The organism is Radiobacillus kanasensis (assembly GCF_021049245.1).
Taxonomy (GTDB): Bacteria; Bacillota; Bacilli; order Bacillales; family Amphibacillaceae; genus Radiobacillus; species Radiobacillus kanasensis.
In genome coordinates, this window is the sequence record NZ_CP088020.1 from 772,096 (window position 1) to 797,201 (window position 25,106).

General features: G+C 39.8%; 19 protein-coding genes, 14 tRNA genes, 3 rRNA genes and 2 pseudogenes. 33 read left to right on the top strand and 5 right to left on the bottom strand.

The genetic code is table 11. The features are described 5' to 3' along the window. The first annotated feature begins 60 nt into the window (after positions 1–60). From KO561_RS04095 to perR, 6 genes are all read left to right on the top strand, one after another. Positions 61–777: an EAL domain-containing protein gene (locus KO561_RS04095; RefSeq protein ID WP_231095881.1), complete on the top strand. Its 717-nt coding sequence runs from the start codon at positions 61–63 to the stop codon at positions 775–777. 139 nt (positions 778–916) lie between these two features. Beyond that, positions 917–1,327: a PilZ domain-containing protein gene (locus tag KO561_RS04100; protein ID WP_231095882.1), complete on the top strand. Its 411-nt coding sequence runs from the start codon at positions 917–919 to the stop codon at positions 1,325–1,327. 168 nt (positions 1,328–1,495) lie between these two features. Continuing rightward, a complete protein-coding gene (locus KO561_RS04105) occupies positions 1,496–2,605 on the top strand; it encodes an aminopeptidase (RefSeq protein WP_231095883.1) in 1,110 nt (369 codons plus the stop codon). 162 nt (positions 2,606–2,767) lie between these two features. Continuing rightward, a complete protein-coding gene (locus KO561_RS04110) occupies positions 2,768–3,718 on the top strand; it encodes a D-2-hydroxyacid dehydrogenase (RefSeq protein ID WP_231095884.1) in 951 nt (316 codons plus the stop codon). A gap of 2 nt (positions 3,719–3,720) precedes the next feature. Continuing rightward, positions 3,721–4,275, top strand: coding sequence for a cob(I)yrinic acid a,c-diamide adenosyltransferase (locus KO561_RS04115; RefSeq protein ID WP_231095885.1), 555 nt, complete (start codon positions 3,721–3,723; stop codon positions 4,273–4,275). A gap of 195 nt (positions 4,276–4,470) precedes the next feature. Beyond that, positions 4,471–4,920: a peroxide-responsive transcriptional repressor PerR gene (gene perR / locus KO561_RS04120; RefSeq protein WP_231095886.1), complete on the top strand. Its 450-nt coding sequence runs from the start codon at positions 4,471–4,473 to the stop codon at positions 4,918–4,920. A 115-nt stretch (positions 4,921–5,035) separates the two neighbouring features. Here the strand turns inward: perR and KO561_RS04125 are convergent, their stop codons facing one another. Beyond that, positions 5,036–5,410 (bottom strand): YgzB family protein, encoded by a 375-nt coding sequence (locus KO561_RS04125; protein ID WP_231095887.1) that lies wholly within the window; start codon positions 5,408–5,410, stop codon positions 5,036–5,038. Positions 5,411–5,581: 171 nt separating this feature from the next. Between KO561_RS04125 and KO561_RS04130 the strand changes: the two genes are divergently transcribed. The 24 genes from KO561_RS04130 (at position 5,582) to KO561_RS04240 (ending at position 17,713) form a co-directional block, all read left to right on the top strand. Further along, entirely contained in the window at positions 5,582–6,451 is an 870-nt protein-coding gene (locus KO561_RS04130; protein ID WP_231095888.1) for a nucleotidyltransferase-like protein, read from the top strand. 422 nt (positions 6,452–6,873) lie between these two features. Next, positions 6,874–8,435, top strand: a 16S ribosomal RNA gene (locus KO561_RS04135). Between the two features lie 228 nt (positions 8,436–8,663). Further along, positions 8,664–11,579: ribosomal RNA gene (locus KO561_RS04140) — 23S ribosomal RNA — on the top strand. A 137-nt stretch (positions 11,580–11,716) separates the two neighbouring features. Then, positions 11,717–11,832: ribosomal RNA gene (gene rrf / locus KO561_RS04145) — 5S ribosomal RNA — on the top strand. The 16S, 23S and 5S rRNA genes sit together here with 14 tRNA genes alongside, the layout of an rRNA operon. Positions 11,833–11,844: 12 nt before the next feature. Continuing rightward, positions 11,845–11,919: transfer RNA gene (locus KO561_RS04150), tRNA-Asn, on the top strand. Positions 11,920–11,922: 3 nt separating this feature from the next. Then, positions 11,923–12,016: transfer RNA gene (locus tag KO561_RS04155), tRNA-Ser, on the top strand. Positions 12,017–12,038: 22 nt separating this feature from the next. Then, positions 12,039–12,113: transfer RNA gene (locus tag KO561_RS04160), tRNA-Glu, on the top strand. Positions 12,114–12,138: 25 nt separating this feature from the next. Then, a tRNA-Val gene (locus KO561_RS04165) sits at positions 12,139–12,214 on the top strand. A 34-nt stretch (positions 12,215–12,248) separates the two neighbouring features. Further along, a tRNA-Met gene (locus tag KO561_RS04170) sits at positions 12,249–12,325 on the top strand. 114 nt (positions 12,326–12,439) lie between these two features. Further along, a tRNA-Asp gene (locus KO561_RS04175) sits at positions 12,440–12,516 on the top strand. A gap of 36 nt (positions 12,517–12,552) precedes the next feature. Beyond that, positions 12,553–12,628 (top strand) — tRNA-Phe (locus tag KO561_RS04180). Between the two features lie 9 nt (positions 12,629–12,637). Next, positions 12,638–12,723: transfer RNA gene (locus tag KO561_RS04185), tRNA-Tyr, on the top strand. A 17-nt stretch (positions 12,724–12,740) separates the two neighbouring features. Next, a tRNA-Trp gene (locus KO561_RS04190) sits at positions 12,741–12,811 on the top strand. 10 nt (positions 12,812–12,821) lie between these two features. After that, a tRNA-His gene (locus KO561_RS04195) sits at positions 12,822–12,897 on the top strand. A gap of 7 nt (positions 12,898–12,904) precedes the next feature. Then, positions 12,905–12,979 (top strand) — tRNA-Gln (locus KO561_RS04200). A gap of 7 nt (positions 12,980–12,986) precedes the next feature. Then, positions 12,987–13,061, top strand: a tRNA-Gly gene (locus tag KO561_RS04205). An 11-nt stretch (positions 13,062–13,072) separates the two neighbouring features. Then, a tRNA-Cys gene (locus tag KO561_RS04210) sits at positions 13,073–13,146 on the top strand. Positions 13,147–13,152: 6 nt separating this feature from the next. Next, positions 13,153–13,234: transfer RNA gene (locus tag KO561_RS04215), tRNA-Leu, on the top strand. A gap of 117 nt (positions 13,235–13,351) precedes the next feature. Then, the gene (locus KO561_RS20490; protein ID WP_331000825.1) at positions 13,352–13,528 is read left to right on the top strand and encodes a hypothetical protein; all 177 of its coding nucleotides are present in this window, start codon (positions 13,352–13,354) and stop codon (positions 13,526–13,528) included. A gap of 5 nt (positions 13,529–13,533) precedes the next feature. Further along, positions 13,534–14,271 (top strand): tyrosine-type recombinase/integrase, encoded by a 738-nt coding sequence (locus KO561_RS04220; protein ID WP_331000826.1) that lies wholly within the window; start codon positions 13,534–13,536, stop codon positions 14,269–14,271. A gap of 591 nt (positions 14,272–14,862) precedes the next feature. Beyond that, complete coding sequence (locus KO561_RS04225) at positions 14,863–15,087, top strand: hypothetical protein (RefSeq protein ID WP_231095889.1); 225 nt, start codon at positions 14,863–14,865, stop codon at positions 15,085–15,087. Between the two features lie 20 nt (positions 15,088–15,107). After that, positions 15,108–15,416, top strand: a complete 309-nt coding sequence (locus KO561_RS04230) for a hypothetical protein (protein ID WP_231095890.1) — start codon at positions 15,108–15,110, stop codon at positions 15,414–15,416. A 23-nt stretch (positions 15,417–15,439) separates the two neighbouring features. Beyond that, on the top strand, positions 15,440–16,027 hold the full coding sequence (locus tag KO561_RS04235; RefSeq protein WP_231095891.1) for an AbiV family abortive infection protein: 588 nt from the start codon (positions 15,440–15,442) through the stop codon (positions 16,025–16,027). A 441-nt stretch (positions 16,028–16,468) separates the two neighbouring features. Beyond that, positions 16,469–17,713, top strand: a complete 1,245-nt coding sequence (locus KO561_RS04240; RefSeq protein ID WP_231095892.1) for an IS256 family transposase — start codon at positions 16,469–16,471, stop codon at positions 17,711–17,713. A gap of 68 nt (positions 17,714–17,781) precedes the next feature. On the opposite strand, the gene KO561_RS04245 is transcribed toward KO561_RS04240, so the two are convergent. Then, complete coding sequence (locus KO561_RS04245) at positions 17,782–18,774, bottom strand: helix-turn-helix domain-containing protein (RefSeq protein ID WP_231095893.1); 993 nt, start codon at positions 18,772–18,774, stop codon at positions 17,782–17,784. A gap of 755 nt (positions 18,775–19,529) precedes the next feature. Here KO561_RS04245 and KO561_RS04250 point away from each other — a divergent pair. Both KO561_RS04250 and KO561_RS20395 read left to right on the top strand, forming a co-directional pair. Next, positions 19,530–21,311: an AIPR family protein gene (locus KO561_RS04250; protein ID WP_231095894.1), complete on the top strand. Its 1,782-nt coding sequence runs from the start codon at positions 19,530–19,532 to the stop codon at positions 21,309–21,311. 564 nt (positions 21,312–21,875) lie between these two features. Further along, positions 21,876–22,079, top strand: a complete 204-nt coding sequence (locus KO561_RS20395; protein ID WP_269140692.1) for a DNA methyltransferase — start codon at positions 21,876–21,878, stop codon at positions 22,077–22,079. 136 nt (positions 22,080–22,215) lie between these two features. Here KO561_RS20395 and KO561_RS20545 read toward each other — a convergent pair. Next, positions 22,216–22,266, bottom strand: a pseudogene (locus tag KO561_RS20545) (hypothetical protein); the annotation flags it as partial. Next, positions 22,257–23,007, bottom strand: a pseudogene (locus KO561_RS20550) (BglI family type II restriction endonuclease). The pseudogenes KO561_RS20545 and KO561_RS20550, both read right to left, overlap by 10 nt. A 543-nt stretch (positions 23,008–23,550) precedes the next feature. Between KO561_RS20550 and KO561_RS04260 the strand changes: the two are divergent. After that, on the top strand, positions 23,551–24,213 hold the full coding sequence (locus KO561_RS04260) for a DNA-3-methyladenine glycosylase family protein (RefSeq protein WP_231095896.1): 663 nt from the start codon (positions 23,551–23,553) through the stop codon (positions 24,211–24,213). Positions 24,214–24,226: 13 nt separating this feature from the next. On the opposite strand, the gene KO561_RS04265 is transcribed toward KO561_RS04260, so the two are convergent. After that, positions 24,227–25,105 (bottom strand): DUF7687 domain-containing protein, encoded by an 879-nt coding sequence (locus KO561_RS04265; protein ID WP_231095897.1) that lies wholly within the window; start codon positions 25,103–25,105, stop codon positions 24,227–24,229. Between the last annotated feature and the right edge of the window lies 1 nt (position 25,106).

A 25,106-nucleotide genomic window follows, 5' to 3' on the forward strand; every position in this document is an offset into this window, starting at 1 on the left:
GTGTGTTCCGATTCGACGGACAGACCTTTTTTTTATGGAAACAGTAAGGGAGGGAGAAATTTGCCACTAAGGAAGCTACTAACAGAAAAGACTTATTACCATCACTTTCAACCTATCTTCTGCCTAGAGTCTGGTAAAAGAATCGGACATGAGGCTCTAATCAGAGCAGATGAGTTTGAGAGTCCAGAGGCTATTTTCTTGAATGCAAGAGATGAAAAAAGGCTTTATGAAGTGGATTCAGGGTCCATTCACAAAGCCATTCAAACCTACGTGGAGGTAGGGTTTGCGCGAAAAGAAGAATATTTGTTTCTAAATGTTTTCCCATCAACCATTTTACATTCAAATTTTCAAACTTTTCTAGATGAAATTATGAAGGAAAACGGCTTAGATAGTCAACTTGTAATTTTTGAGATTTCAGAAACCGAATATGTTGAAAATCTTGAAAAACTAAGTGATAAGATAGCGGATATAAAAGAATTAGGTTTTAAATTTGCTGTTGATGATGTAGGTAAGGGATATTCTAATTTACCCTCTATCATAGAATTAAAACCTGATTACATTAAATTAGATCAATATTTTTCGAAGAATATTCAATCATCGTTAGAGAAACAGAAAATGGTTTCTTATTTCATTACCTACTGTAAAGAGTTAAACATTCAACTTGTATTAGAAGGGCTAGAAACGACATCAGAGGTTGACACCGCGATAACACTTGGGATTCCACTTGGACAAGGATTTGTATTAGGCAAACCGAAGCGAGCGAAAGAAGTGGTATGAGATTTATCAGTTAATCGCAGTTTTTATATTAATTCAATCAGCTGTGATCCTGTTCCTTTTTATACTGCTTCTTAAAAGCCAACAAAAACTTTCCAAATATTCATCTGAGAACTCTCTTCCTAAGAAGGAAAACCAAGAAATGGATTATCCACCCTTAAACAAGTTGAATGAACGAGAAAATTTTCGGATTGAATTATGGGATAAAGTCTGTGAGGTCCACTTTTTAGACTTTGATAACGGGCAATTATCGAGCTTGAAGTATAAAAACTTCGATGCCAGCCTAGACAATATAAGTCTAGGTGGGTTGAAATTTGTATGCGCATACAATTTGCCGGTTAATCGGGATATTATTGTAGAGATACGATTTACAATCAAACAAAATTATTTTTCATTAAAAGGGGAGATTCTTAGAAAGGAAGAGCATAAAGGAAAAGAAGTGGAATCGATCAGGTATGGAGTGAAATTCCTGGAGCTCTCTGCAGAAGATAAAGAACGACTCCACTTTGTTTTAAATCAATTGATGTTAGAGAAAAAAGATTCGGCCGGGTAAGTGAAACCCTATTGGGAGACTGGACAAGCTTGATTGCCCAGTCTTTTTCTTTCCTTCATGAGAAGTAGCATCTTTCCGCCTCCAGACTGAAATTCTCACCGAAAAAAGGAAATCAGGATATCCTCCCCGAATCCAAGTATAGATAGAATGAAAGGGAGGAATTTGAAAATGAAGGATCCACGTTTAGCGACATTAGCGAAGGTACTAGTTAACCATTCCATTTCTGTTCAAGAAGGAGAAAAGGTACAGATTGTCGGTACGACGAATGCGAAACCTCTTATGAAAGAAGTCATTAACGCCGTGTATGAAGCGAAAGCTATTCCATTTGTGGAATTGGCTGACGATGAGCTTCGTGTATTAGAAGTGAAGCAAGCACCTGCGGAGAAGTTTCAACTTCGTAATAAGTGGGCGTTAGAACAATACAAGGATTTAGACGCATTCATTCAAATCATCGGAGAAGAGAACGATGCCGAAATGAGTGAAGTACCTGCAGCCCAGTGGCAAATGGGGAGAAGTCACCTGAAGGAATCGCACGACTATTTAATTGATCAGAAAAAATGGGTGTTATTAAACTACCCAACTAAAGCTGCTGCACAAAAAGCACGCATGGGCTATGACACATATTTTGATTACTTAATCGATGTTTGCTCGGTGGATTATAAGAAGATGGAAGAAGCGCAACGTCCGTTGAAAGAACTCATGGACAAAACCGATAAAGTTCGAATAACCGCAAAGGATACCGATTTATCCTTCTCAATCAAAGGGATTCCGGCTGTCATGTGTGCAGGGGAAAGAAACATTCCCGATGGAGAAGTGTACACAGCACCAGTGAAGGACAGTGTCAATGGAACGATTACATATAACACGCCTTGTCCGTACCAAGGTTTTACGTTTCATGATGTATCGCTAACGTTTGAAAACGGAAAAATCGTCAAAGCGACAGCGGACAATACGGAGGAATTGAACAAAATCCTTGATACTGATGAAGGAGCTCGCTACATTGGAGAGTTCGCTCTAGGATTAAACCCGTTGATCACCGAGCCAATGGGAGATATCTTGTTTGATGAAAAAATTACGGGAAGTCTTCACTTCACACCAGGGGAAGCGTATGATGAGGCGCCGAACGGAAATGAATCCTCTGTGCACTGGGATATGGTACTAATCCAACGTCCAGAGTACGGTGGGGGAGAAATTTACTTTGATGATGTGTTAATCCGCAAAGACGGCTTGTTCGTCATCGACGAGTTAAAAGGCCTAAATCCAACAAATTTGAAGTAAGGTAGGCAAAGCTTCTATACAAGAGTAGCAGGGGAGCATATTGTAAAGTAAGACCTAAAACCTCCCTTTTACGCGAGCACAAGGACCAGTTCCTTGTGCTTTTTTCCTTTCTTGAAAACGGGTATGATAAAGGAAAGAGACAATCTGGGAGGAGAACATGACATGAACGTATTATCGACAGCGAAATTACCGGAGTACCTAAAGGATGAGCTTGTACATACATATCCTTCACTAGAATTTTCCTTTAAAAAGTCCATGGAGGAAGCACTCCCACATTTGGACCATGCAGAAATTTTATTAACATACGGCGAAGATTTAAATGAAGACCTGATCGATCAAGCAAAAGCATTAAAATGGATTATGGTGTTGTCTGCAGGGATGGATGAAATGCCATTCCAACGGATTAAAGAACGGAACATTCTCGTAACCAATTCACGAGGCATCCACCAAATCCCGATGGCCGAGTATGCCATTTCGATGCTTTTACAAGTTTCACGCCAAGCGAAAACCCTCTTAGAAAATCAAAATAATCACGTGTGGGATCGCCGAGTTCCGATGACTGAAATTAGTGGAAGTACAATGACTATTGTTGGATCTGGTGCGATTGGACAAGAGCTTGCTCGTTTAGCCAAAGCATTTCGAATGAAGACGATTGGCGTTTCCAGGAGTGGACAAGCGAAGGAATATTTTGATGTGGTGTATCCTTCTAGTCAGATAGAAAAAGCATTGCCAGAAGCGGATTTTGTCGTTTCCATTTTACCGAGTACAGAAGAGACGCATTCCTTCTATAAGAAAGAGCACTTCCAAGTGATGAAGGATTCTGCTGTCTTTTTAAATATGGGGCGAGGCGATGTCGTGAAAAGTGAAGTATTGCTTGAGGCGTTGAACAACGAAGAAATGGCCCATGCCATCCTAGACGTAACCGATCCAGAGCCATTACCGAAAGAGCATTCGCTTTGGGATCATAAGAACGTCACCATTACCCCACACCTTTCGGGTCAATCGGTGCACTATTTACCGAGAGCGATTGACATATTTAAAACAAACTTAGACGTCTACTTACATGGAAAAGACACGTACGAAAATAAAATTGATCTAGATAAGGGGTATTAAGAATGAGGATTTATACACGATCTGGAGATAAAGGAACAACTTCGCTTGTTTACGGGACGCGGGTTGCGAAAAATGATATTCGAGTTGAAGCGTATGGTACTTGTGATGAAGCGAATTCCTTAATTGGAGTAGCGATCAGTCACATGCAAGCGGAAGAATTTGACGGGAAGTGTAAGTTTATCAAAGCACTCCAACGAGTACAGACGATTTTGTTCCACGTTGGGTCAGAACTTGCGACCCCAACAGATAAAGAAGTTGCCTGGAAGCTAACACAAGCTCACATTGACGAGCTCGAACAACAAATCGATGCTTGGGATGCTTCCTTGCCAGAGTTGAAAAACTTTATTTTGCCATCCGGAACACTCGCATCGACAACCCTGCACACAGCAAGAACCGTCGTTCGAAGAGCAGAACGCGCCGCGGTGGCGATTGGAGAAGAAGAGAAGCATAGACTGGCGATTTCTTATTTAAATCGTTTATCGGATTTCCTATTTGTAGCGGCACGATATGTGAATGTGAAAACAGGGGGAACCGAGCTGCCTCTTCAAGTCGATTAGGTATATTTCCTTGGCTTTCTTAATATACTTTTATTGACAGGATGTTTACTAAGCGGTTACACTAATTGTAAGTATTATAAAGAAAGAATCCGACTAGAATATACTCGAATTAGATATAGGAACGAATCCCAACTATGATTAAGCAACGATTCCTTAGGTAACTGAAAAAATAATCTGTTATTGAAAGTGAGGTGCATGGCGGTGTCTGAAATGAAATTACAAGATGCAGTAGACAGATTGAAGAATTCAGGAGTCAGAATCACACCTCAGCGTCATGCGGTTCTTGAATTTCTCTTGAACGCTACGATTCATCCAACAGCAGACGATATTTACAAAGCATTAGAAGGAAAATTTCCCAACATGAGTGTTGCAACCGTGTATAACAATCTACGCGTTTTTCGAGAAATCGGCCTAGTAAGAGAGTTAACATACGGAGATTCCTCAAGTCGATTTGATTGTAACACGTCCGATCACTATCACATTATCTGTGATGAATGTGGCAAGATTGTCGACTTCCACTATCCAAGCTTGGATGAAGTAGAATCTTTAGCGGAGAAGGTTACTGGCTTTGATGTCAGTCACCATCGCATGGAAATTTACGGCGTTTGCGCTAACTGTAAAGAAAAATCACTCGTTAAGCATTAATATTTATCAAAGCTCCTTATCCACAACTGGATGAAGGGGCTTTTTATATGGAATATAATAATGTGTGGTGCATATTATAATAAAAATAAAAAAACCTGTCCGGGCTCGGACAGATTTATTTACCCTTTTGTTTTGCTTTTTGATAATCCTTCGAGTTGTACTTCTCATCAAACTCTTTACCTTCAAGATCCTTATCTAGTGTCAAAGGCTGCTTACAGTGCATACAAGCATCGACGCGGCCAAGAATCTTCGTCGGCTTTTCACAGCTTGGGCAAATAATTTGGACAGCCCTAGTGGAAAGCATCCCAATCCAGAAGTACACGACTGTACTAAAGACGATTGCCAATAAACCTAATATGAAGAATAGCAGCATGAGCCACTCTACTTTTTTTACTAAAAGTCCGACATACATAATCCCAAATCCGATAAAGATAAGACTTAAGGCGAATGTACGTATTTTATTAATTTTGCTACTATATTGTAATGCCACCGGAAACCCTCCTTGTTTCTTCCATAAAGAAGTATAGCATATTCGTTGCCTTATAATCTTGTCTAAACTGTTACACAATCAGGAGAAAAATAAGAGAAATTTCTGGAATGAAAAAGGAATTCGATTTGTTTTATAGAAATTAAGTTTATCTAATTATTGGGGGATCGTGTCATGGAAGATCTACTAAGACCCATTTATCAAAAACGAGCAAGCCAATCAAACACACTTGGAGTACTGATTATTGAAAGAAATAAACCCGTAAGCCCGGTTACGGATAACTTCGATGTTATCCTCTTAGTTATTGCAAAAGAATCCGAGCAACCTTGGTTCGTGAAGCATTACGAATTTGATGGCAAAACAGCTGCCATGCACGTGGTCGATGAGGACTTGTTAAAGGAATGGATTGAAACAAGTACCTATCGAAAAGCAGTGGAATGGATTATGAACGGTGTAACTGTATTTGATCGGAACGAGTATGTGGCCAACTTAAAAGAAGAATTAAGTCAATTTCCACAGGAACAAAGGGATCTAAAAATGGCGTTGGAATTTGCCAAGCTAACGAGAAGCTACAGTGAAGCAAAGGATTTATTCCAAACCGAGCAGTACTTGGATGCCTATAGTCGGGTGTTACGTTCGCTTCATTATCTAGCTCGTCTTGCTATTATTGAAAAAGGCTATCATCCTGAAGTGACGGTTTGGAATCAAGTGAAGCGAATTGATTCGGAAGCGTACAAGTTATATGAAGAATTAATTAAGAGCGATGAAGAAACGCATAAAAAAGTAGAGTTGATGCTTTTGGCAGTTGAAGTGGCCACCAACTCCAGGTCAAAGACGTGCGCAAAGCATCTATTAGATGTGATGGCTACGAAAGAAGAAGCGTGGTCCTTTGGAGAATTAAAAGTTCATCCAGATATCGAGCCATATGCACTGGATCTCAGTACGAAGGTTGCTTACTTAACGGACAAAGGAATCCTTGGTGTGGAATTAGAAGAAACGAAAGGCCGAGGGATCTTTCAACGAAAGTACTTCGTGAAAAAGTAAAGGAACTGTCACGTCGTACGGAAGTCTTCATAGGATAAAAGGGTGGGCGCTGGCGTCCTCCTTTTCTCATATCTTGAATATGGAAGAATTTAGTCATTTACCTGTAAGATGATTCTATGGTAGGATAGTCATCCAGGCGAGATAAGGAACCTGGTGAGAAACAGAATGAAATTATGAATTGAAATATTATTGACTTCTGATTTTGAAAATGTTATATTAATATTCGTCGCTTGAGAGGGAAGACATTTTGATGAAAATAATTCATCGAAAAAGAAGTTGACTTCGATGATACGACATGATATATTAATTGAGTCGCCATTTTGAACGGCGGACATGATATTGATCCTTGAAAACTGAACAAAACAACCAGTATGTTAAGTAAGATTTTAGCTAGCTTTAAATTGAGTGAAGAACTCAAAACTCTATTGGAGAGTTTGATCTTGGCTCAGGACGAACGCTGGCGGCGTGCCTAATACATGCAAGTCGAGCGCGGGAAGCCATCTGACCCCTTCGGGGTGACGATGGTGGAACGAGCGGCGGACGGGTGAGTAACACGTGGGTAACCTGCCTATAAGACTGGGATAACTCCGGGAAACCGGGGCTAATACCGGATAATACTTTTTCCTGCATGGGAGAAAGTTGAAAGGCGGCTTTGGCTGTCACTTATAGATGGACCCGCGGCGCATTAGCTAGTTGGTAGGGTAATGGCCTACCAAGGCGACGATGCGTAGCCGACCTGAGAGGGTGATCGGCCACACTGGGACTGAGACACGGCCCAGACTCCTACGGGAGGCAGCAGTAGGGAATCTTCCGCAATGGACGAAAGTCTGACGGAGCAACGCCGCGTGAACGATGAAGGTTTTCGGATCGTAAAGTTCTGTTGTTAGGGAAGAACAAGTACAAGAGTAACTGCTTGTACCTTGACGGTACCTGACGAGAAAGCCCCGGCTAACTACGTGCCAGCAGCCGCGGTAATACGTAGGGGGCAAGCGTTGTCCGGAATTATTGGGCGTAAAGCGCGCGCAGGCGGTTTCTTAAGTCTGATGTGAAAGCCCACGGCTTAACCGTGGAGGGTCATTGGAAACTGGGGAACTTGAGTGCAGAAGAGGAGAGTGGAATTCCACGTGTAGCGGTGAAATGCGTAGAGATGTGGAGGAACACCAGTGGCGAAGGCGACTCTCTGGTCTGTAACTGACGCTGAGGCGCGAAAGCGTGGGGAGCGAACAGGATTAGATACCCTGGTAGTCCACGCCGTAAACGATGAGTGCTAGGTGTTAGGGGTTTCCGCCCCTTAGTGCTGAAGTTAACGCATTAAGCACTCCGCCTGGGGAGTACGGCCGCAAGGCTGAAACTCAAAAGAATTGACGGGGGCCCGCACAAGCGGTGGAGCATGTGGTTTAATTCGAAGCAACGCGAAGAACCTTACCAGGTCTTGACATCCTCTGAACACTCTAGAGATAGAGCTTTCCCTTCGGGGACAGAGTGACAGGTGGTGCATGGTTGTCGTCAGCTCGTGTCGTGAGATGTTGGGTTAAGTCCCGCAACGAGCGCAACCCTTGATCTTAGTTGCCAGCATTTAGTTGGGCACTCTAAGGTGACTGCCGGTGACAAACCGGAGGAAGGTGGGGATGACGTCAAATCATCATGCCCCTTATGACCTGGGCTACACACGTGCTACAATGGATGGTACAAAGGGCAGCGAAGCCGCGAGGTGAAGCAAATCCCATAAAACCATTCTCAGTTCGGATTGTAGGCTGCAACTCGCCTACATGAAGCCGGAATCGCTAGTAATCGCGGATCAGCATGCCGCGGTGAATACGTTCCCGGGCCTTGTACACACCGCCCGTCACACCACGAGAGTTGGCAACACCCGAAGTCGGTGAGGTAACCTTTTAGGAGCCAGCCGCCGAAGGTGGGGCCAATGATTGGGGTGAAGTCGTAACAAGGTAGCCGTATCGGAAGGTGCGGCTGGATCACCTCCTTTCTAAGGAAAGATAACGGAAGCCAGCTCTTCGGAGCTGGTCAGAGAACATACTGGTTCGTTTGGTTCAGTTTTGAGGGATTAACTCTCTCAATGCCACTTTATTGTGGTTTTTTGTACCTTGAAAACTAGATAAGAGCATTAGAATAGTGGAAGTTCTTTGAGAACGGAAGCTAGACTAATACAAGACATTCAACAGTAACAAACCAAACGTCTTTTCACAGACAAATTAGTTAAGTGAAGAAGGGCGCACGGTGGATGCCTTGGCACTAGGAGCCGAAGAAGGACGGGACGAACACCGATATGTCTCGGGGAGCCGTACGTAGGCGTTGATCCGGGAATTTCCGAATGGGGAAACCCACTACTCGTAATGGAGTAGTACCTATATCTGAATACATAGGGTATAGGAGGCAGACCTGGGGAACTGAAACATCTTAGTACCCAGAGGAAGAGAAAGCAAATGCGATTTCCTGAGTAGCGGCGAGCGAAACGGAATTAGCCCAAACCAGAAAGCTTGCTTTCTGGGGTTGTAGGACACTCTATACGGAGTTACAAAGAAATAGTGTAGACGAATCGATCTGGAACGATCAGCCGAAGAAGGTAAGAGCCCTGTAATCGAAAGACTGTTTCCTCCAGAGTGGATCCTGAGTACGGCGGAACACGTGAAATTCCGTCGGAATCCGGGAGGACCATCTCCCAAGGCTAAATACTCCCTAGTGACCGATAGTGAACCAGTACCGTGAGGGAAAGGTGAAAAGCACCCCGGAAGGGGAGTGAAATAGATCCTGAAACCGTGTGCCTACAAGTAGTCGGAGCCCGTTAACGGGTGACGGCGTACCTTTTGTAGAATGGACCGGCGAGTTACGATCTCTTGCAAGGTTAAGTTGTATAGACGGAGCCGCAGCGAAAGCGAGTCTGAATAGGGCGTTATAGTAAGGGGTCGTAGACCCGAAACCGTGTGATCTACCCATGTCCAGGGTGAAGGTCAGGTAACACTGACTGGAGGCCCGAACCCACGCACGTTGAAAAGTGCGGGGATGAGGTGTGGGTAGGGGTGAAATGCCAATCGAACACGGAGATAGCTGGTTCTCTCCGAAATAGCTTTAGGGCTAGCCTCAAGAAATGAGTACTGGAGGTAGAGCACTGATTGGACTAGGGGCCCTCATCGGGTTACCGAATTCAGTCAAACTCCGAATGCCAGCTACTTTATCTTGGGAGTCAGACTATGGGTGATAAGGTTCATAGTCGAAAGGGAAACAGCCCAGACCACCAGCTAAGGTCCCCAAGTATACGTTAAGTGGAAAAGGATGTGGAGTTGCTTAGACAACCAGGATGTTGGCTTAGAAGCAGCCACCATTTAAAGAGTGCGTAATAGCTCACTGGTCGAGTGACTCTGCGCCGAAAATGTACCGGGGCTAAACGTATCACCGAAGCTGTGGATTGTTCTTCCGAACAATGGTAGGAGAGCGTTCTAAGTGCAGCGAAGTCAGACCGTAAGGACTGGTGGAGCGCTTAGAAGTGAGAATGCCGGTATGAGTAGCGAAAAAGAAGTGAGAATCTTCTTCACCGAATGCCTAAGGTTTCCTGAGGAAGGCTCGTCCGCTCAGGGTTAGTCGGGACCTAAGCCGAGGCCGAAAGGCGTAGGCGATGGACAACAGGTGGATATTCCTGTACCACCTCCTTTCCGTTTGAACGACGGGGGGACGCAGTAGGATAAGGAAAACGCACCGATGGATGTGTGCGTCCAAGCAGTGAGTGAGTCAGATAGGCAAATCCGTCTGGCAATCACAAGCTGTGATGGGGAGGGAAATTTAGTACCGAAGTTCCTGATTTCACACTGCCAAGAAAAGCCTCTAGTGAGGAAAGAGGTGCCCGTACCGCAAACCGACACAGGTAGGCGAGGAGAGAATCCTAAGGTGATCGGGAGAACTCTCGTTAAGGAACTCGGCAAAATGACCCCGTAACTTCGGGAGAAGGGGTGCTTCTTGCATGAGAAGCCGCAGTGAAAAGGCCCAAGCGACTGTTTAGCAAAAACACAGGTCTCTGCGAAGCCGAAAGGCGAAGTATAGGGGCTGACACCTGCCCGGTGCTGGAAGGTTAAGGGGATGCGTTAGCTTCGGCGAAGCGTTGAACCGAAGCCCCAGTAAACGGCGGCCGTAACTATAACGGTCCTAAGGTAGCGAAATTCCTTGTCGGGTAAGTTCCGACCCGCACGAAAGGTGCAACGACTTGGGCACTGTCTCAACGAGAGACCCGGTGAAATTATACTATGCGTGAAGATGCGCATTACCCGCGACAGGACGGAAAGACCCCGTGGAGCTTTACTGTAGCCTGATATTGAATGTTGGTACAGCTTGTACAGGATAGGTGGGAGCCTGAGAAACCGGAGCGCTAGCTTCGGTGGAGGCGTCGGTGGGATACCACCCTGGCTGTACGGACCTTCTAACCCAGGACCGTAATCCGGTTCGGAGACAGTGTCAGGTGGGCAGTTTGACTGGGGCGGTCGCCTCCCAAAGAGTAACGGAGGCGCCCAAAGGTTCCCTCAGAATGGTTGGAAATCATTCGAAGAGTGTAAAGGCAGAAGGGAGCTTGACTGCGAGACCTACAAGTCGAGCAGGGACGAAAGTCGGGCTTAGTGATCCGGTGGTTCCGCATGGAAGGGCCATCGCTCAACGGATAAAAGCTACCCCGGGGATAACAGGCTTATCTCCCCCAAGAGTCCACATCGACGGGGAGGTTTGGCACCTCGATGTCGGCTCATCGCATCCTGGGGCTGTAGTCGGTCCCAAGGGTTGGGCTGTTCGCCCATTAAAGCGGTACGCGAGCTGGGTTCAGAACGTCGTGAGACAGTTCGGTCCCTATCCGTCGTGGGCGCAGGAAGTTTGAGAGGAGCTGTCCTTAGTACGAGAGGACCGGGATGGACACACCGCTGGTGCACCAGTTGTTCCGCCAGGAGCATAGCTGGGTAGCTACGTGTGGAAGGGATAAGTGCTGAAAGCATCTAAGCATGAAGCCCCCCTCAAGATGAGACTTCCCATCATTTTAAATGAGTAAGATCCCTCAGAGACGATGAGGTTGATAGGTTCGAGGTGGAAGCATGGTGACATGTGTAGCTGACGAATACTAATCGATCGAGGACTTAACTAAATTCCTATGAATGTCTTTCTCTTATCTAGTTTTTAGGGTGCAACTTTTATGAGTTTCTCTCTATAACCTATTGATTTTTTCGAGAAAACAGATATAATATTTGTTGTCACTGTAAAAATCCAATCGGATTTATAAGGTCTAGTGGTGATAGCGAAGAGGTCACACCTGTTCCCATGCCGAACACAGTAGTTAAGCTCTTCAGCGCCCATGGTAGTTGGGGCATTGCCCCTGCGAGAGTAGGACGCTGCTAGGCAATATCATCCATTCCACAGTAGCTCAGTGGTAGAGCAATCGGCTGTTAACCGATCGGTCGTAGGTTCGAATCCTACCTGTGGAGCCATATGGAGAGCTGTCCGAGCTGGCCGAAGGAGCACGATTGGAAATCGTGTAAACCGCTAACCGTGGTTTCGAGGGTTCGAATCCCTCGCTCTCCGCCATAGTACATAGCTCAGGATATATGGCCCGTTGGTCAAGCGGTTAAGACACCGCCCTTTCACGGCGGTAACACGGGTTCGAATCCCGTACGGGTCACCATTAATAAGTAAACCCAGTTACAAATGGAGGATTAGCTCAGCTGGGAGAGCACCTGCCTTACAAGCAGGGGGTCGCAGGTTCGAGCCCTGCATCCTCCACCATTTATATCACGTAAGTGATTTATTCTAATATCATCGCGGGGTGGAGCAGTCTGGTAGCTCGTCGGGCTCATAACCCGAAGGTCGTAGGTTCAAATCCTGCCCCCGCAACCAAATTTCTTACTACGTCGAATTAATATCTTCGTTAGAAATTTATAGTGGTGCCCAAAGGGTGCAACCAAATTTATTCTTAGTTAACATTGGTTAATTCTACAAAATCTATCATACGGTCCGGTAGTTCAGTTGGTTAGAATGCCTGCCTGTCACGCAGGAGGTCGCGGGTTCGAGTCCCGTCCGGACCGCCACTTACATAATGTGTTTTATTTCATATCATATCTAATGGCTCGGTAGCTCAGTCGGTAGAGCAACGGACTGAAAATCCGTGTGTCGGCGGTTCGATTCCGTCCCGAGCCACCACTTATTTATGGAGGGATAGCGAAGTTGGCCAAACGCGGCGGACTGTAAATCCGCTCCCATCGGGTTCGTAGGTTCGAGTCCTACTCCCTCCACCATTTTATTTCTTTCTCTTAGGGGTATAGTTTAACGGTAGAACAGAGGTCTCCAAAACCTCCGGTGTGGGTTCGATTCCTACTACCCCTGTTTTACAATGGCGATCGTGGCGAAGGGGTTAACGCACCGGATTGTGGTTCCGGCATTCGTGGGTTCGATTCCCATCGGTCGCCCCATAAGCGTTGGGCTATAGCCAAGCGGTAAGGCAACGGTTTTTGGTACCGTCATGCGCTGGTTCGAATCCAGCTAGCCCAGCCATTTATACGCGGAAGTAGTTCAGTGGTAGAACACCACCTTGCCAAGGTGGGGGTCGCGGGTTCGAATCCCGTCTTCCGCTCCATTTGCATATATGGCGGTATAGCCAAGTGGTAAGGCAGAGGTCTGCAAAACCTTTATCACCGGTTCAAATCCGGTTACCGCCTCCATAACATGCCGGTGTGGCGGAATTGGCAGACGCGCACGACTCAAAATCGTGTTCCTCACGGAGTGTCGGTTCGACCCCGACCACCGGTACTAAATAACACCAGCAACCGTTGGTATAATCAAGTTTCTCGCAAATTGTGGGAAACTTTTTTATTTTTCACTCGCACTACTAAAAATCAAAAAATAGTATGCGAGGAGTAGTGTGCGATGGCGAGAAGACAATTGCTAAATGAGGTCGAATTACAAATAGTAAACAAAACTTCCTATGTAACCACAGATGAAGAAGCTTTTAAATTATTCTATGAGGATTGCAAGTTACGGAACTTGAGGGATTACACTTTAAGGTTCTATCATCAAGGTTTAAAAACAGTAGGCAAACCATAATTGAAATGACTGAGCAAGATATTAAAAAAATGATTACTTCATTTCAAAACAATGGTTTAAAGGTATCTACTATAAACACAAGGCTACGTGCTTATCGTGCTTTTTTCAATTTCCTATACAACAACAATCATATTGAAAAAAACCCAATAGCACGTATCAAGCTTTTGAAAGAACGTAAAGAAGTAATTGAAACTTTTACCAAAGAACAATTACAAAAATTATTTTCTGCTTGTGATTTGAAAACTTTCGTTGGTGTTCGGGATATTACAATAATGAAGTTATTTTTTGATACTGGTATTCGATTAAATGAATTGGTTGGCATTGAATTACAAGACCTTAAAAAAGATAAAGTTGTCATAAAGGAAACTAAAACATATTTTCAGCGTGAAGTTCCTATTACACAAAAATGTAAAGACCAATTAGAAATTTATATGAAAATACGTGGCACAGCAGATACTGAAAAATTATTTATTAATCAAGATGGCAGAGAACTTAAAAGGCGAAGTGTTCAATCAAGATTTGAAAAATATAAAGAATTAACTGGCAATACTGACGTTAGGGTAAGTCCTCATACTTACAGGCATACATTTGCTAAATATTTTGTTCGTGGTGGTGGAGATGCTTTTCATTTACAACAAATACTAGGGCATAGCTCGTTAGAAATAACTAAAATTTACGTTAATTTATTTTCTGAAGATGTTAAAGAATCTCATAGAAAATATTCACCATTAAATGATTTGTAAGCAATAAACCGTAGTCAATCGTGGCTACGGTTTTATTTTTAATCTGATAGAGAAAATCGAAAACACAAAGAACCACCAAGCTGAACGCTTAGTGGTCGATAGGGTTTATTGTTCTTCTTCGCTTAAATCCATAACGTTTAAAATTGGAGTTTTAATATACCATGGAGTGCTTGAGCCACAATGAATATTCCAACCTTTTTCATCGCATTTAATTGTTGTGAGTGAAATTGTTTCATCAGAAACTTGAATAAGATAAAGTGTTTCACCATTTTTATCAAGTTTCTTCTAATTTGATTTCTGCTTGCCCTTCCAATACTTGTTCGATTTCTTCAAACTTCATTGTACTAGTTCTCTTAATTCTTTACCTTTAACAATCATGTTGTTTCCACCTTTTTATTTTTGATTATTATTTGTAATCGGTGGATTATGTAATTAACATCTTCAATGAGATTAACAATTATTTTAGCATTGATAAGAATTGATTGTCCAACAAAAAAGAAACGCCTAGTGATCCTCGTTTAGCATGTAAATGTTTGATATACTAAGTAAAAGGAAATTGATGGATTAATCTGGGTAAGGGGAATATTTGTAATGGAATTTTGGATGAGTACATTAAGTAGTGCCATAGGAGCTTTTGTTGGTATTTTAGGAGCAATTGGTATTGCAAAGTGGCAAATGAATAGGAGCCATAAATTAAATAATATTCAGTTTTACATACGATTTAATGACGCTCAAATTTACATAAATGGATTTAATGAAAAAGTCGACAGGATACTAGAGTTGAAGGAAATAGAGCTCATGGGAGAATACTTTTAAATAAGCATGACTTCTTAGAAATGCGAGAAAGCTTGGAGTCTGCGATTAAAACAGTAAACGAAGAGATAGATGAAGTTGATTTTAATAATTTTATAGAAGAGCTGAGTAAATTTAATCAATATGCTCCTATAGCTTATTACAAAGAGCTAAACTTTTTGTTTTTCTCAATGGCAATGTTATACAATTTGTTACTTGTCGAATGTAGATACCTGGTGAGTGATTTACCTAAAAGAATTGATATGGCAACTTTAAAGGGAATAACTATTCGATTTATGTTAAAAAAGTTTCGAAAAAAGTATAAGAAAATGCAAAGGAAATTAAAAATATAATCTGTATTATTAGGTGGGATACTGTGACGGCTCTATCTTTTCAAAAACTTGAAGAAGCATATAATTTAGTCTATGAAAATACAAAGGAATTGTTGGTAGACTCTAGGTTGTTGCTTGAGAATGAAAGATATGCAAGGTCGTATGCCTTAGCGCAAATGGCACATGAAGAACTTGCAAAACTACCAATTATATATCAAGAAGCCACAAGGTCGTATTTTAAAGAAACTCATGATTGGAAAAGCTTCTATAAGCGGTTAAGGAACCATGGTGCCAAAAATAAGCAGAATTTTGTTTTCTACCAAACCATGCTTAATGCCGTTGGGAACAATAGTATGAACTTGGAATACGAAAAAATAAAAGACAACCTTGCTTTTGTAAATCATATGAAAAACATTAGCCTTTATGCAGATATAAAAAATGATAAATTTACTAAACCATCGAATGAAATAAACGAGAAACTGGCTGTAGCACAGTTAGAGTTAGCGGAAGAAATGTTTAAAACATATTCACTTAGTGGCTTTCATATTAAAGGTGGTATTAAAAAGTCTTTGGATAATGAAGATGCTAGGAAAAACAGGACACTATTAAAGGAAGCGGGCTTAATCAAATAATAATGCAAAGCTTGTATCACTGAATGCTTTTGTATTTCTATGTATAGTAAAGGTTAAAAGCAACAATTAAAGTATTACTGACGATTAGCTTTTTTAAGTTTGATATTTTGATAAATTATATGGGGGAATTTTATATGTTAATAAAGTTTTTTAGACCAGAACATGAGAAGTGGGTTTGGCTGCTACATTCGTTGCCCCAGCAATCGTTATCATATTAATGATGATTGGAAAGACGTCGTTAAACGCTTGGTGTACAATGCAGTCTGAGTCAATGGAAAGTGCTGAATAATTTAAGGAGTATTGCTGTCAGATTCATATAGAAGAAAAAGGACCACTGATCGGTCCTTTTGGGAGTGTAATATTAACTGTGTAAGTAAGAATGCGTACGATTCTTGCTCACACAGTTTTTTTATTTGGTAAAATGAATATATATCTAAAGGAGTGATTTCGATGGGGAAAATCAAAAGAGATCCAAACTCCGTAGAATTAGCAGAAAAAATCATTGAGCAATACCAACCCAAGTCAGTAGAAGACATGCAAAATGCCCTAAAGGAAATATTTGGGCCCATGTTTGAATCCATGTTAAAGGGTGAAATGAATCATCATTTAGGCTATGAGTCTAATGATAAGAATCAAAAAGACACAACAAACAGGCGTAACGGGTACGGCAAGAAAACACTGAAAACAACGGCTGGAGAAGTAGATATTGCGGTGCCACGGGACCGAGATGGTTCGTACGAACCACAACTCATACCAAAGCGTAAAAAAGACGTCTCCGCTATAGAAGATAAGGTGATTTCTATGTACGCCAAAGGTATGTCTCAACGGGATATTTCCTCCACCATTGAAGATATTTATGGCTTCTCTGTCTCCCACGAAATGATTTCTGACATTACAGATGCGGTCCTTCCTGAGTTAGAAGAATGGCAATCTCGTCCTTTAAGCAACTGTTATGTGTTCCTATTTGTAGATTGTATGTTCACAACGATCCGTAACCAGTATGAAACGAAGAAATATGCAGTCTACACGATATTAGGTTATACCATGGAAGGTAAGAAAGACGTGTTAGGTCTTTGGTTAAATGAAACAGAAAGCAAGCACAAATGGATGCAAATATTTGATGAGATTAAAGCAAGAGGTGTCGAAGACATCTTCTTTATCTCCATGGATGGAGTAAGTGGTTTAGAAGAAGGAGCTCGTGCTATTTTCCCACAAGTAACCGTTCAACGCTGCATGGTTCATATGATTCGTAATTCTATTAAATATGTACCAAGCAAAGAGTATAAGCCATTTACTGCCTCTTTAAAAAAGGTATATAGTGCTCCTAATCTTTCAGCCTGCCAAAGTGCTTTTGAATCTTTTAAACAACAATGGTCTGCCTATCCTGGAGCCATCGATGTGTGGACTAGAAACTTTCAGCATGTTGAGCAACTCTATGATTATGGAAGTGCCATTCGCAAGGTGATGTACACAACCAATGCCGTGGAGAGTATTCATTCTAGCTTTCGAAAAGTGACCAAAAAAGGAGCATTCCCTAACGAGAATGCTCTCTTAAAAGTCCTATTTTTACGTGTGAAAGAACTTGAAAACAAATGGGAAGGTGGCCACATCCAAAACTGGTCGATGGTCATGAACCAGCTATTAGTACACGATCAGTTAGAAAATAGGGTTCGTAAATACATTTAGTCTTCAGGACTTACACACTTTATTTGACAAACCCGTCCTTTTTAAATATACAGTAATAATTGAGACATTTACTTATTTTTTTTGTTAGATTTATATTCCTCAATCTTGGCAAACAATTTTTTCACGTCTTTCTCTAAGTTTAGAACGTGCATTTTACGGTGACAGGACGGATCTAAAGCAACGGCATTATAAATAGTATCCTCGCCCCCTTTACTCAGCCATTTAACATGATGCGATTCCAGATATGGCCTTTCTTTCTTATCTACAAAAGGTGCAGGATTGCCGCAAAGATCGCAGTGACCATTTGCGCGGCGTTTTACATACTCAGAAACATATGGATCACGGTCAAATGTTTTCGAAGTGGTGTAACGTTGACCTAATGATTCCGGATTCTTAGCACGGTTAAATAGATCTTTATCACTTGAATTTTGGGCTTCTTTTTCCTTCATCACTTCTTTTTCTCTAAGTAGTTCCTCTGTAACCCTATGCTTATTTCCAACAATACGAAGTGGGAACTTCCACACAATTCGTCCGCCTTCTGTTTTTTGGTAAGGATCATCAATCAGTCTTACTTGTCCTTGGAATATATGTTCTCCAGGTTTAAACGCTTCAAACAAATAGACCTTGACTCCATTTGTTCTAGACTCGTTTAGTGTTTTATTTGCCTGAAATTCAATATCCTGGTCTCCTTCAAGCCCAGTGCCTGTAAAATGGAGAACTTCTTCTCCTTTACTATCAATTTTCCATTTGTCTTCATACTTACCCTTTGTGTGATCGGAAAAGATAACAAGAGTATTTGTAGTATGAGAACGTCGCATGCCCCCAGTGTTTGCACATTTGAAAATCTTTGTAATTTCATCGTTATGGTAGGCATTGCCAACAATTAAGTTAGAGATACCGCGTTGACGATTATCAATCCATACTCTGACTTCATCAATATTGTAGCGTTTTGATTTACCAATGAGTGTTACTGGTAGTCCTTCTTTTTCCATTCTGTATAGGGTGGTCCGTGAAATATTTAATACTTCTTGAAGTTGCTTTGAATCAATTAAATTTTCCATAGTTAACCCCCTCTTTTCGTTTCGGCGTTTGTTTCAATTTGTTTCGGTTATAGATTATATTATGTTTCATCAAATGTTTCAAGGCTTAAATATCAAAAAATTATTTTTGGATTTATAATAAGAAATTGGTAGATCAAACGATCAAACTATTTAAATATGTTTAACATGTTATATTTTTTGATTGATCGAGGTAACTGCTGGTTCGATGCAACATTTTTATGCTATCTTGTTTAACGATTTAAAAAAGACTCACCAGATCTGTAACAGATAAAATAGTTCTCGTGTCATGTATAAAATAAATATCTAAAAGTACGTTGATTCGTGCCAAAAGAAAAACAATCAATAAATCATAGAAGCAGTTAATAAACAGATTACGTAGATCTTACAGTCTCACCACGGAAGCCATGGCCCGTTTAAGAACGTTAGCAGTCTGAAAGCGGGCACTAAAGGGCCTGTCACACCATACCACAAAGCCCCATCCAACTATACAGCCCGAGACAGGGTATGTATATTAAGTAAAGCACAGAGTGTATCTGGATAAGGCTAGCCCAGGCAGGAACACAGACGCCCCCCTACCTCCGGGGGGCCGGGGGTAGCAACCGCGGGCAAAAGCACTTCACCAAATTTTTTAAAATTTTTTTGGAAATGTTACTAATATATTTCCATATGAACTTATATATCTACAAAAATAGTCAAAATAGGTTAAAATAGTTTATAGGAGAAAATGGGATTTTAAATAGAGTGGGGGAGATTTTTTGTTAGAAACAATTTCTAATGACTATCAGGGACTATACAACTCTTATTATCAAAGAATTAAAGAAGAAGTAATGGAAATAAAGGAAAAGTTTGAATACGAGAAAAAAAGCCAAGCCTTTGCTCATTGGTACTTATACAATATCGAGGGGATTAATGAAAATATTGTTGAGGAAGCAATTACTGATGGTCATAACGATTGGGGAATAGATGCGATCATAATAAATTATGATACTGATAGAATTAACTTGTACCAATTTAAATTCCCGGATAAAGAGGACAATATTTCAAAAAAGATTGCACAAGAGGATATTTCAAGTTTTCTAAGGGGTTACAAGTTTTGTTCTAGTGGTAAAGCACCGACCAATGCTAATGAAGACTTAGTAGGCAAAATTGCCGAGATTGACGAAAGTAATATCTTTTCTTTTAAACTTACATTTGTCTCCTATACTGATGGATTAAGTGAGACAGCAGAGATTACCCTCAATGAAGAATTGGAAAAGATAAAAGGTACTGGAAACACGTTAGAATGGGTATTGCTTGATAAGAAGGAAGTTACTGACATAATTTATGAAAAGGGTAAGCTGCAAGAGGATTACACCATTACACTTACTCAGCATGGTACAAGTACGGGAGTATTAATGGATGAAGATTCTAATACTTATACTATCCACGCTTCGCTAAGGGAGTTAGCTGATTTAAGTGAGAAGTACCAAAACATTATATTTGATGAAAATGTAAGACTTTTTCATGGCGTGGACAACAAGTTCAACCAAGGGATAATCGGTACAGCTTCTGGATCAGATGTAAACCATTTTCATCTATATAATAATGGAATCGTAATTGTATCACCAAAAGTTGTAAACGCAGAATTCAGGAAAATTATTAAGATAGATAATCCGATGGTTGTTAATGGTTGTCAAACCATGAATAGCTTGTTGGAGGCTAAAAAACAAGGTGTGCTTAATGATGGGTTAGTTCAAGTCACAATAATAGAAATAACAGATCCTATTATAAAACAAAATATTTCGATCTTCCTGAACTCTCAGACTGAAATAAAAGATAGTTACTTAATTTCAAACTTGCCAATAATTAGGACACTTGAAAATGATCTTAGTAAATTAGGCTATTTCTTTGAAAGACAAGCTAATAAACTAGGTATATTGAAAAAGCGACTTAGTAGAAAAGAAAAAACAAAATTGTTGGGAGTTAATAATAGTAAAGCAATTGAATTAGATTTAGCTATACAGCTTCAAGCCAGTTTTTATGAAAATTTAGCACCTGTTGCAAAGTTAAATAAAGCAAAATTGTTTGAAAAAAAGCATCTAGAAACTATTCTTAAAAATATAAATGCTGAACGGGTTGCTTTTGCATTTGAGATTTATAATAAATTTATGGAAAAAATAAGTGATTACAGAAGTTATAAACGTAACAAAAAGAATAGAATTATCCTAAAATATCTTGGCATTAAGGCTAAGGAAATTAGTGACTACTCTTTTTTAAATACTGGAGATTTTTTCCTGATATCTACATTCGCCGCGATCAGCCAAAAGCGATTCGGTAAGCTTCCTGCAATTGGAGAAAAAGGAAAAGTTGATTTTACTAAATGGACTAACCAAGTATTGGCGTCATTTGATGAAATTTTTAAAGAGAGTGTTCAGCTTATGTATGAAGGTATTAAAGAGGATAAAACAGGGAAACAAATTGCAACATTAACCAAAAGTCAAGCTTTCCATAAAGTATTAATGCAGAAGGTTAATGAAAGGTATAAGTCTGGGAAGTAACTGTACCCCTTTAACCAAGCTATATAATATGCCCAATATCTACTTTTTGAGGTCATGCTGCCTACCGGCAGCTTTTTCTATTTTTTAGTTAATAGTTTGTATAATCGATTTATGGTAATTAATATTGACGATATCTTGGCGTTTCCTGATCCTGAAATACCAAGGATTCAGGAACCAAATAAATCTAAGCTAAAAGTTAAAGTAACAAAAGAGGATATATAAAAAGTCCTTTAAGAACAACCTGGATTAAATAGATACCAGTTGGCCAAGCATTTAATTGTAGTGAACAAACTATACATAGAAGACTTAACGGAAACAATATCCGTGGTTGAAAATACAATGTCCAAACTAGAGTAAAATTAGTTGGTGGAATTGTTGAACAGTTTGCTTACAATGCGGGATTATTTTTGTATGATAGACAATATGGGCAAAAGATCCTTCTTGGCAAAATTCTCAATGGCATTCAAATTCTTATAGGGTGGTTTCTGAATTTGAACATTTGTATATTTTTTGGAAACCCGGTGAAACGGTAATTGATAGAAATAAACTAACTAAAAAGAATGGGTGGAATGGGGAAGTAGAGGAATATGGTCTATTCCGTCAGTTAGAAAAAACAATGATCATGTGGCTAAGTTCTCTTTAGAGTTACCAAAGAGGATAATAAAACTTTTCAGTGAAGAAAATGATATCTTTCTTGATTATTTTATGGGTAGTGGTACATCTGCAGTTGCTGCAACCCTAAAACGAAGAAACTATATTGTCATTTAAAAGGTAGAAAAATATGTTCATTTGGCAAAGAAGAATATTTCATTGATAATAAATGATTCGACACCAGAAGAAATTGAAGGAGATTGTTTTCAGCAAATATCCTTCTTATAAAGCCCGTAAATTCCGGGCTTTTTTTCTATATAATGATATCCTGTACTCTCCACGAGTGTATATTCTTTAGTAAATCAAATGAAACCCTACTACGGAGTTTTCTTGCTGGTTTACTTTATTATCTTTACCAGGAAAAGATAAATCAGGGTGAAGCTTCAAGTAATTAGGATTCATAATTAGAAGTAATCCATTTGGAACCGTAATAACTCTTATCCTTTCTAAAGGTTGCCCAACTTTATCCGAAGTAAGTGAAAGCATACTATAGATAGGCTTTAGGTAAATATGTACAACTGGTGCAATAGTACCATTACTTAATATATATAGGTGGTATAGCTGGCCAAACATCGTGACTCGTTCTTTTGCCTATGGCAGTTATTTTATTATTTAATACATTATCTTTAGGCTTATTCCATATGCCGTCACCAGATATTTGATAAGGTGATAAAACTATATGTTCTTCATTATCCCTAGGTCCAACTGACTTTACATCGGAGAAAAATATTATTGAATTGGTAGGCTTAGTCAACTTATCAATATTATCAGAAGTTAAAAGGAATCTGTCATCTGAACCTGATGGTAAACTAACTTCCCTTATAGTATTTTTATTACTTAGAAGTCTTGTGAGTTTGTGCCCAACAGAATGTTCTCCTACTTCTATCCACGGTACTTGATCACCCTTAGGTTGACGACCACGATCTTCTGGGGGATATTCAGCCCAAAAAGGATAAAGATTCGTAGCTTGATTATAATCGATAACAAATTCAGATAAATTGTTCTTTATTGTATTAACAGTTTCGTTAGCTAAGTGTTCTTCAATATATCAGGGAAAATTGGCTTACTTGAATGAGGCCAGAGAAAGCCAACAATAAACACAATATTTACTCTATCAGATGAACTTAATATTGAGGCCCAGTGTACTAATTAAGGAGGTTGAAGACATTCTACTTTAAGCTAATCGTTAAATAGGATGGGAGAGAAAAAGCAAGATGTTTAACCAATTTAGAAAAGAACTCTACGAACAATATCAGTTTGTAAAGGATTACTATATTACTCACGCCAGTGAATTGGTTGCGAGGAGAAGTAACTTAAGTTTGGAAAGTGTAGTAAAAATTACAAGGGCACTGAGAGTATCGTTAGAGGAATTCTTTAGTACTATTGGTCCAAAAGTGGGAGCGGAAATCAATATATGTCAGCCCTGATTAATTTAGTAGGTGAACAAAGTTTATATGAACAGGAGAAATTTTTGTCTATTATCGAAAACGTTTTACATATTTTGAATGAAAAATAAATATTTAGTAAAGGTTACTCATAACAATTAACTTATTCATTCTCGACTATAAATAGTGATAGGGTAAATTTTATGGGAAATAGATATTGGAATATAAGTTTAGATAATCAATCTGTTAAACAGTTATGTATGGCCGATAATAAGGTTAAAAAACTTGCTTTAATAATAGGTGATTATTATGTTCCTACTTATAATGACAAGTTCGAGGCTTTAATCCGCTATATAGTAGGTCAAATGCTATCTAATAAGGTAGCAAATAATATCTGGGAAAATGTAAAACAGCAATTAAGTGGAGTAATTACACAGAAGACGATCTCTGAATTATCAGATCCTGAACTTAGAGCATTAGGGCTTTCTATGAGAAAAGTAGGGTATATAAGAGATCTTTGTAACAGGATTAAAAGCAATGATCTTGATTTAGAACAATTGGAAGAGCTCAACAATAATCAAATAATTAAAAAATTAACTAGAGTTAAAGGTATAGGTGTTTGGACTGCAGAGATGTTTCTTATTTTTACATTATATAGGCAAGATGTTATTCCTTTAGATGATGTTAGTCTTCAGCGATGTGTAAGTTGGTTATACGCAGAGAATAATTTAAGCAGTAAAGAGCTATTAAAACAGAAAGGATCAGTATGGAGTCCAAATAGTTCTATAGCTTGTCTTTATTTATGGGAGGCAGTGAATAGAGAGTATGTTGATAATTATTTATCAATAGAAGATGTGAAAAAGTAAAGAGTGATAATCATCATTCTTTACTTTTTAGCGATTCCGATTTATTAAATTCATCCAACAGAACTGTCCATCTATTAAAAACTTCTTTACCAAATATAACTTCGTCCACAAGTCCCATATGCAACATATCAATGATTCTGCAAAGATAAGACTTTCCTTGTTCCCACCAACAAGGGTAGGAATCTATAAAATATATATGTTTAATATCCCCCTCCTTCAAGTGGGAAAGTTTATTAATTTCGTGGCCATCTAGTTGTGTTTCAAATACACCGTCTGCTATTCTACTACCAAATGTTGTGGTATAGTAGTATTCTTTAATTTCCCAGACAACAATAGGATTAATAGTTGACGGATAAGCTCCATCAAAACGTCTAGAAAAAGCACCTTGAATTTTGCGAGCTGAATCTTTCAGATATGACAAAACATTTGGATCATCATCGAATGTTATATCCTTTTCATATTCTAAACCATGTGTATGGGCAAATTCTCGAAGATGCTGCTCAGTTAAGATATTTATAATACCAGTTAAATATGCATAATCCCTTTTTTCTTCTTTTTGTTTGTTATACGGTAACTTACTTGTAAAACTCTCTGCATCGTAAATTTTCTTTAACTGATAGAAGATTGTTCTAGCATCTTTTAAATTCATCAAACTATTTCTAACATGATTATTCAGGATGTTTGTTCTATACTCAAGATAATTTAGTACGTCTTCAAGAAGATCTTTGTCAATTGATATATCTTCCTTTACCAGTGCTGTCAAAATTTCTTCTTCTGAATAACTCTTGATAATCCTGGTAAGTCGGTCTGTATAACCCACTTTTTCTGATATTATTCTGACATAACCCCAGAATTGCTCACTCCGTTGTAAAAAGTCTTGGTTTGCTTCCAAA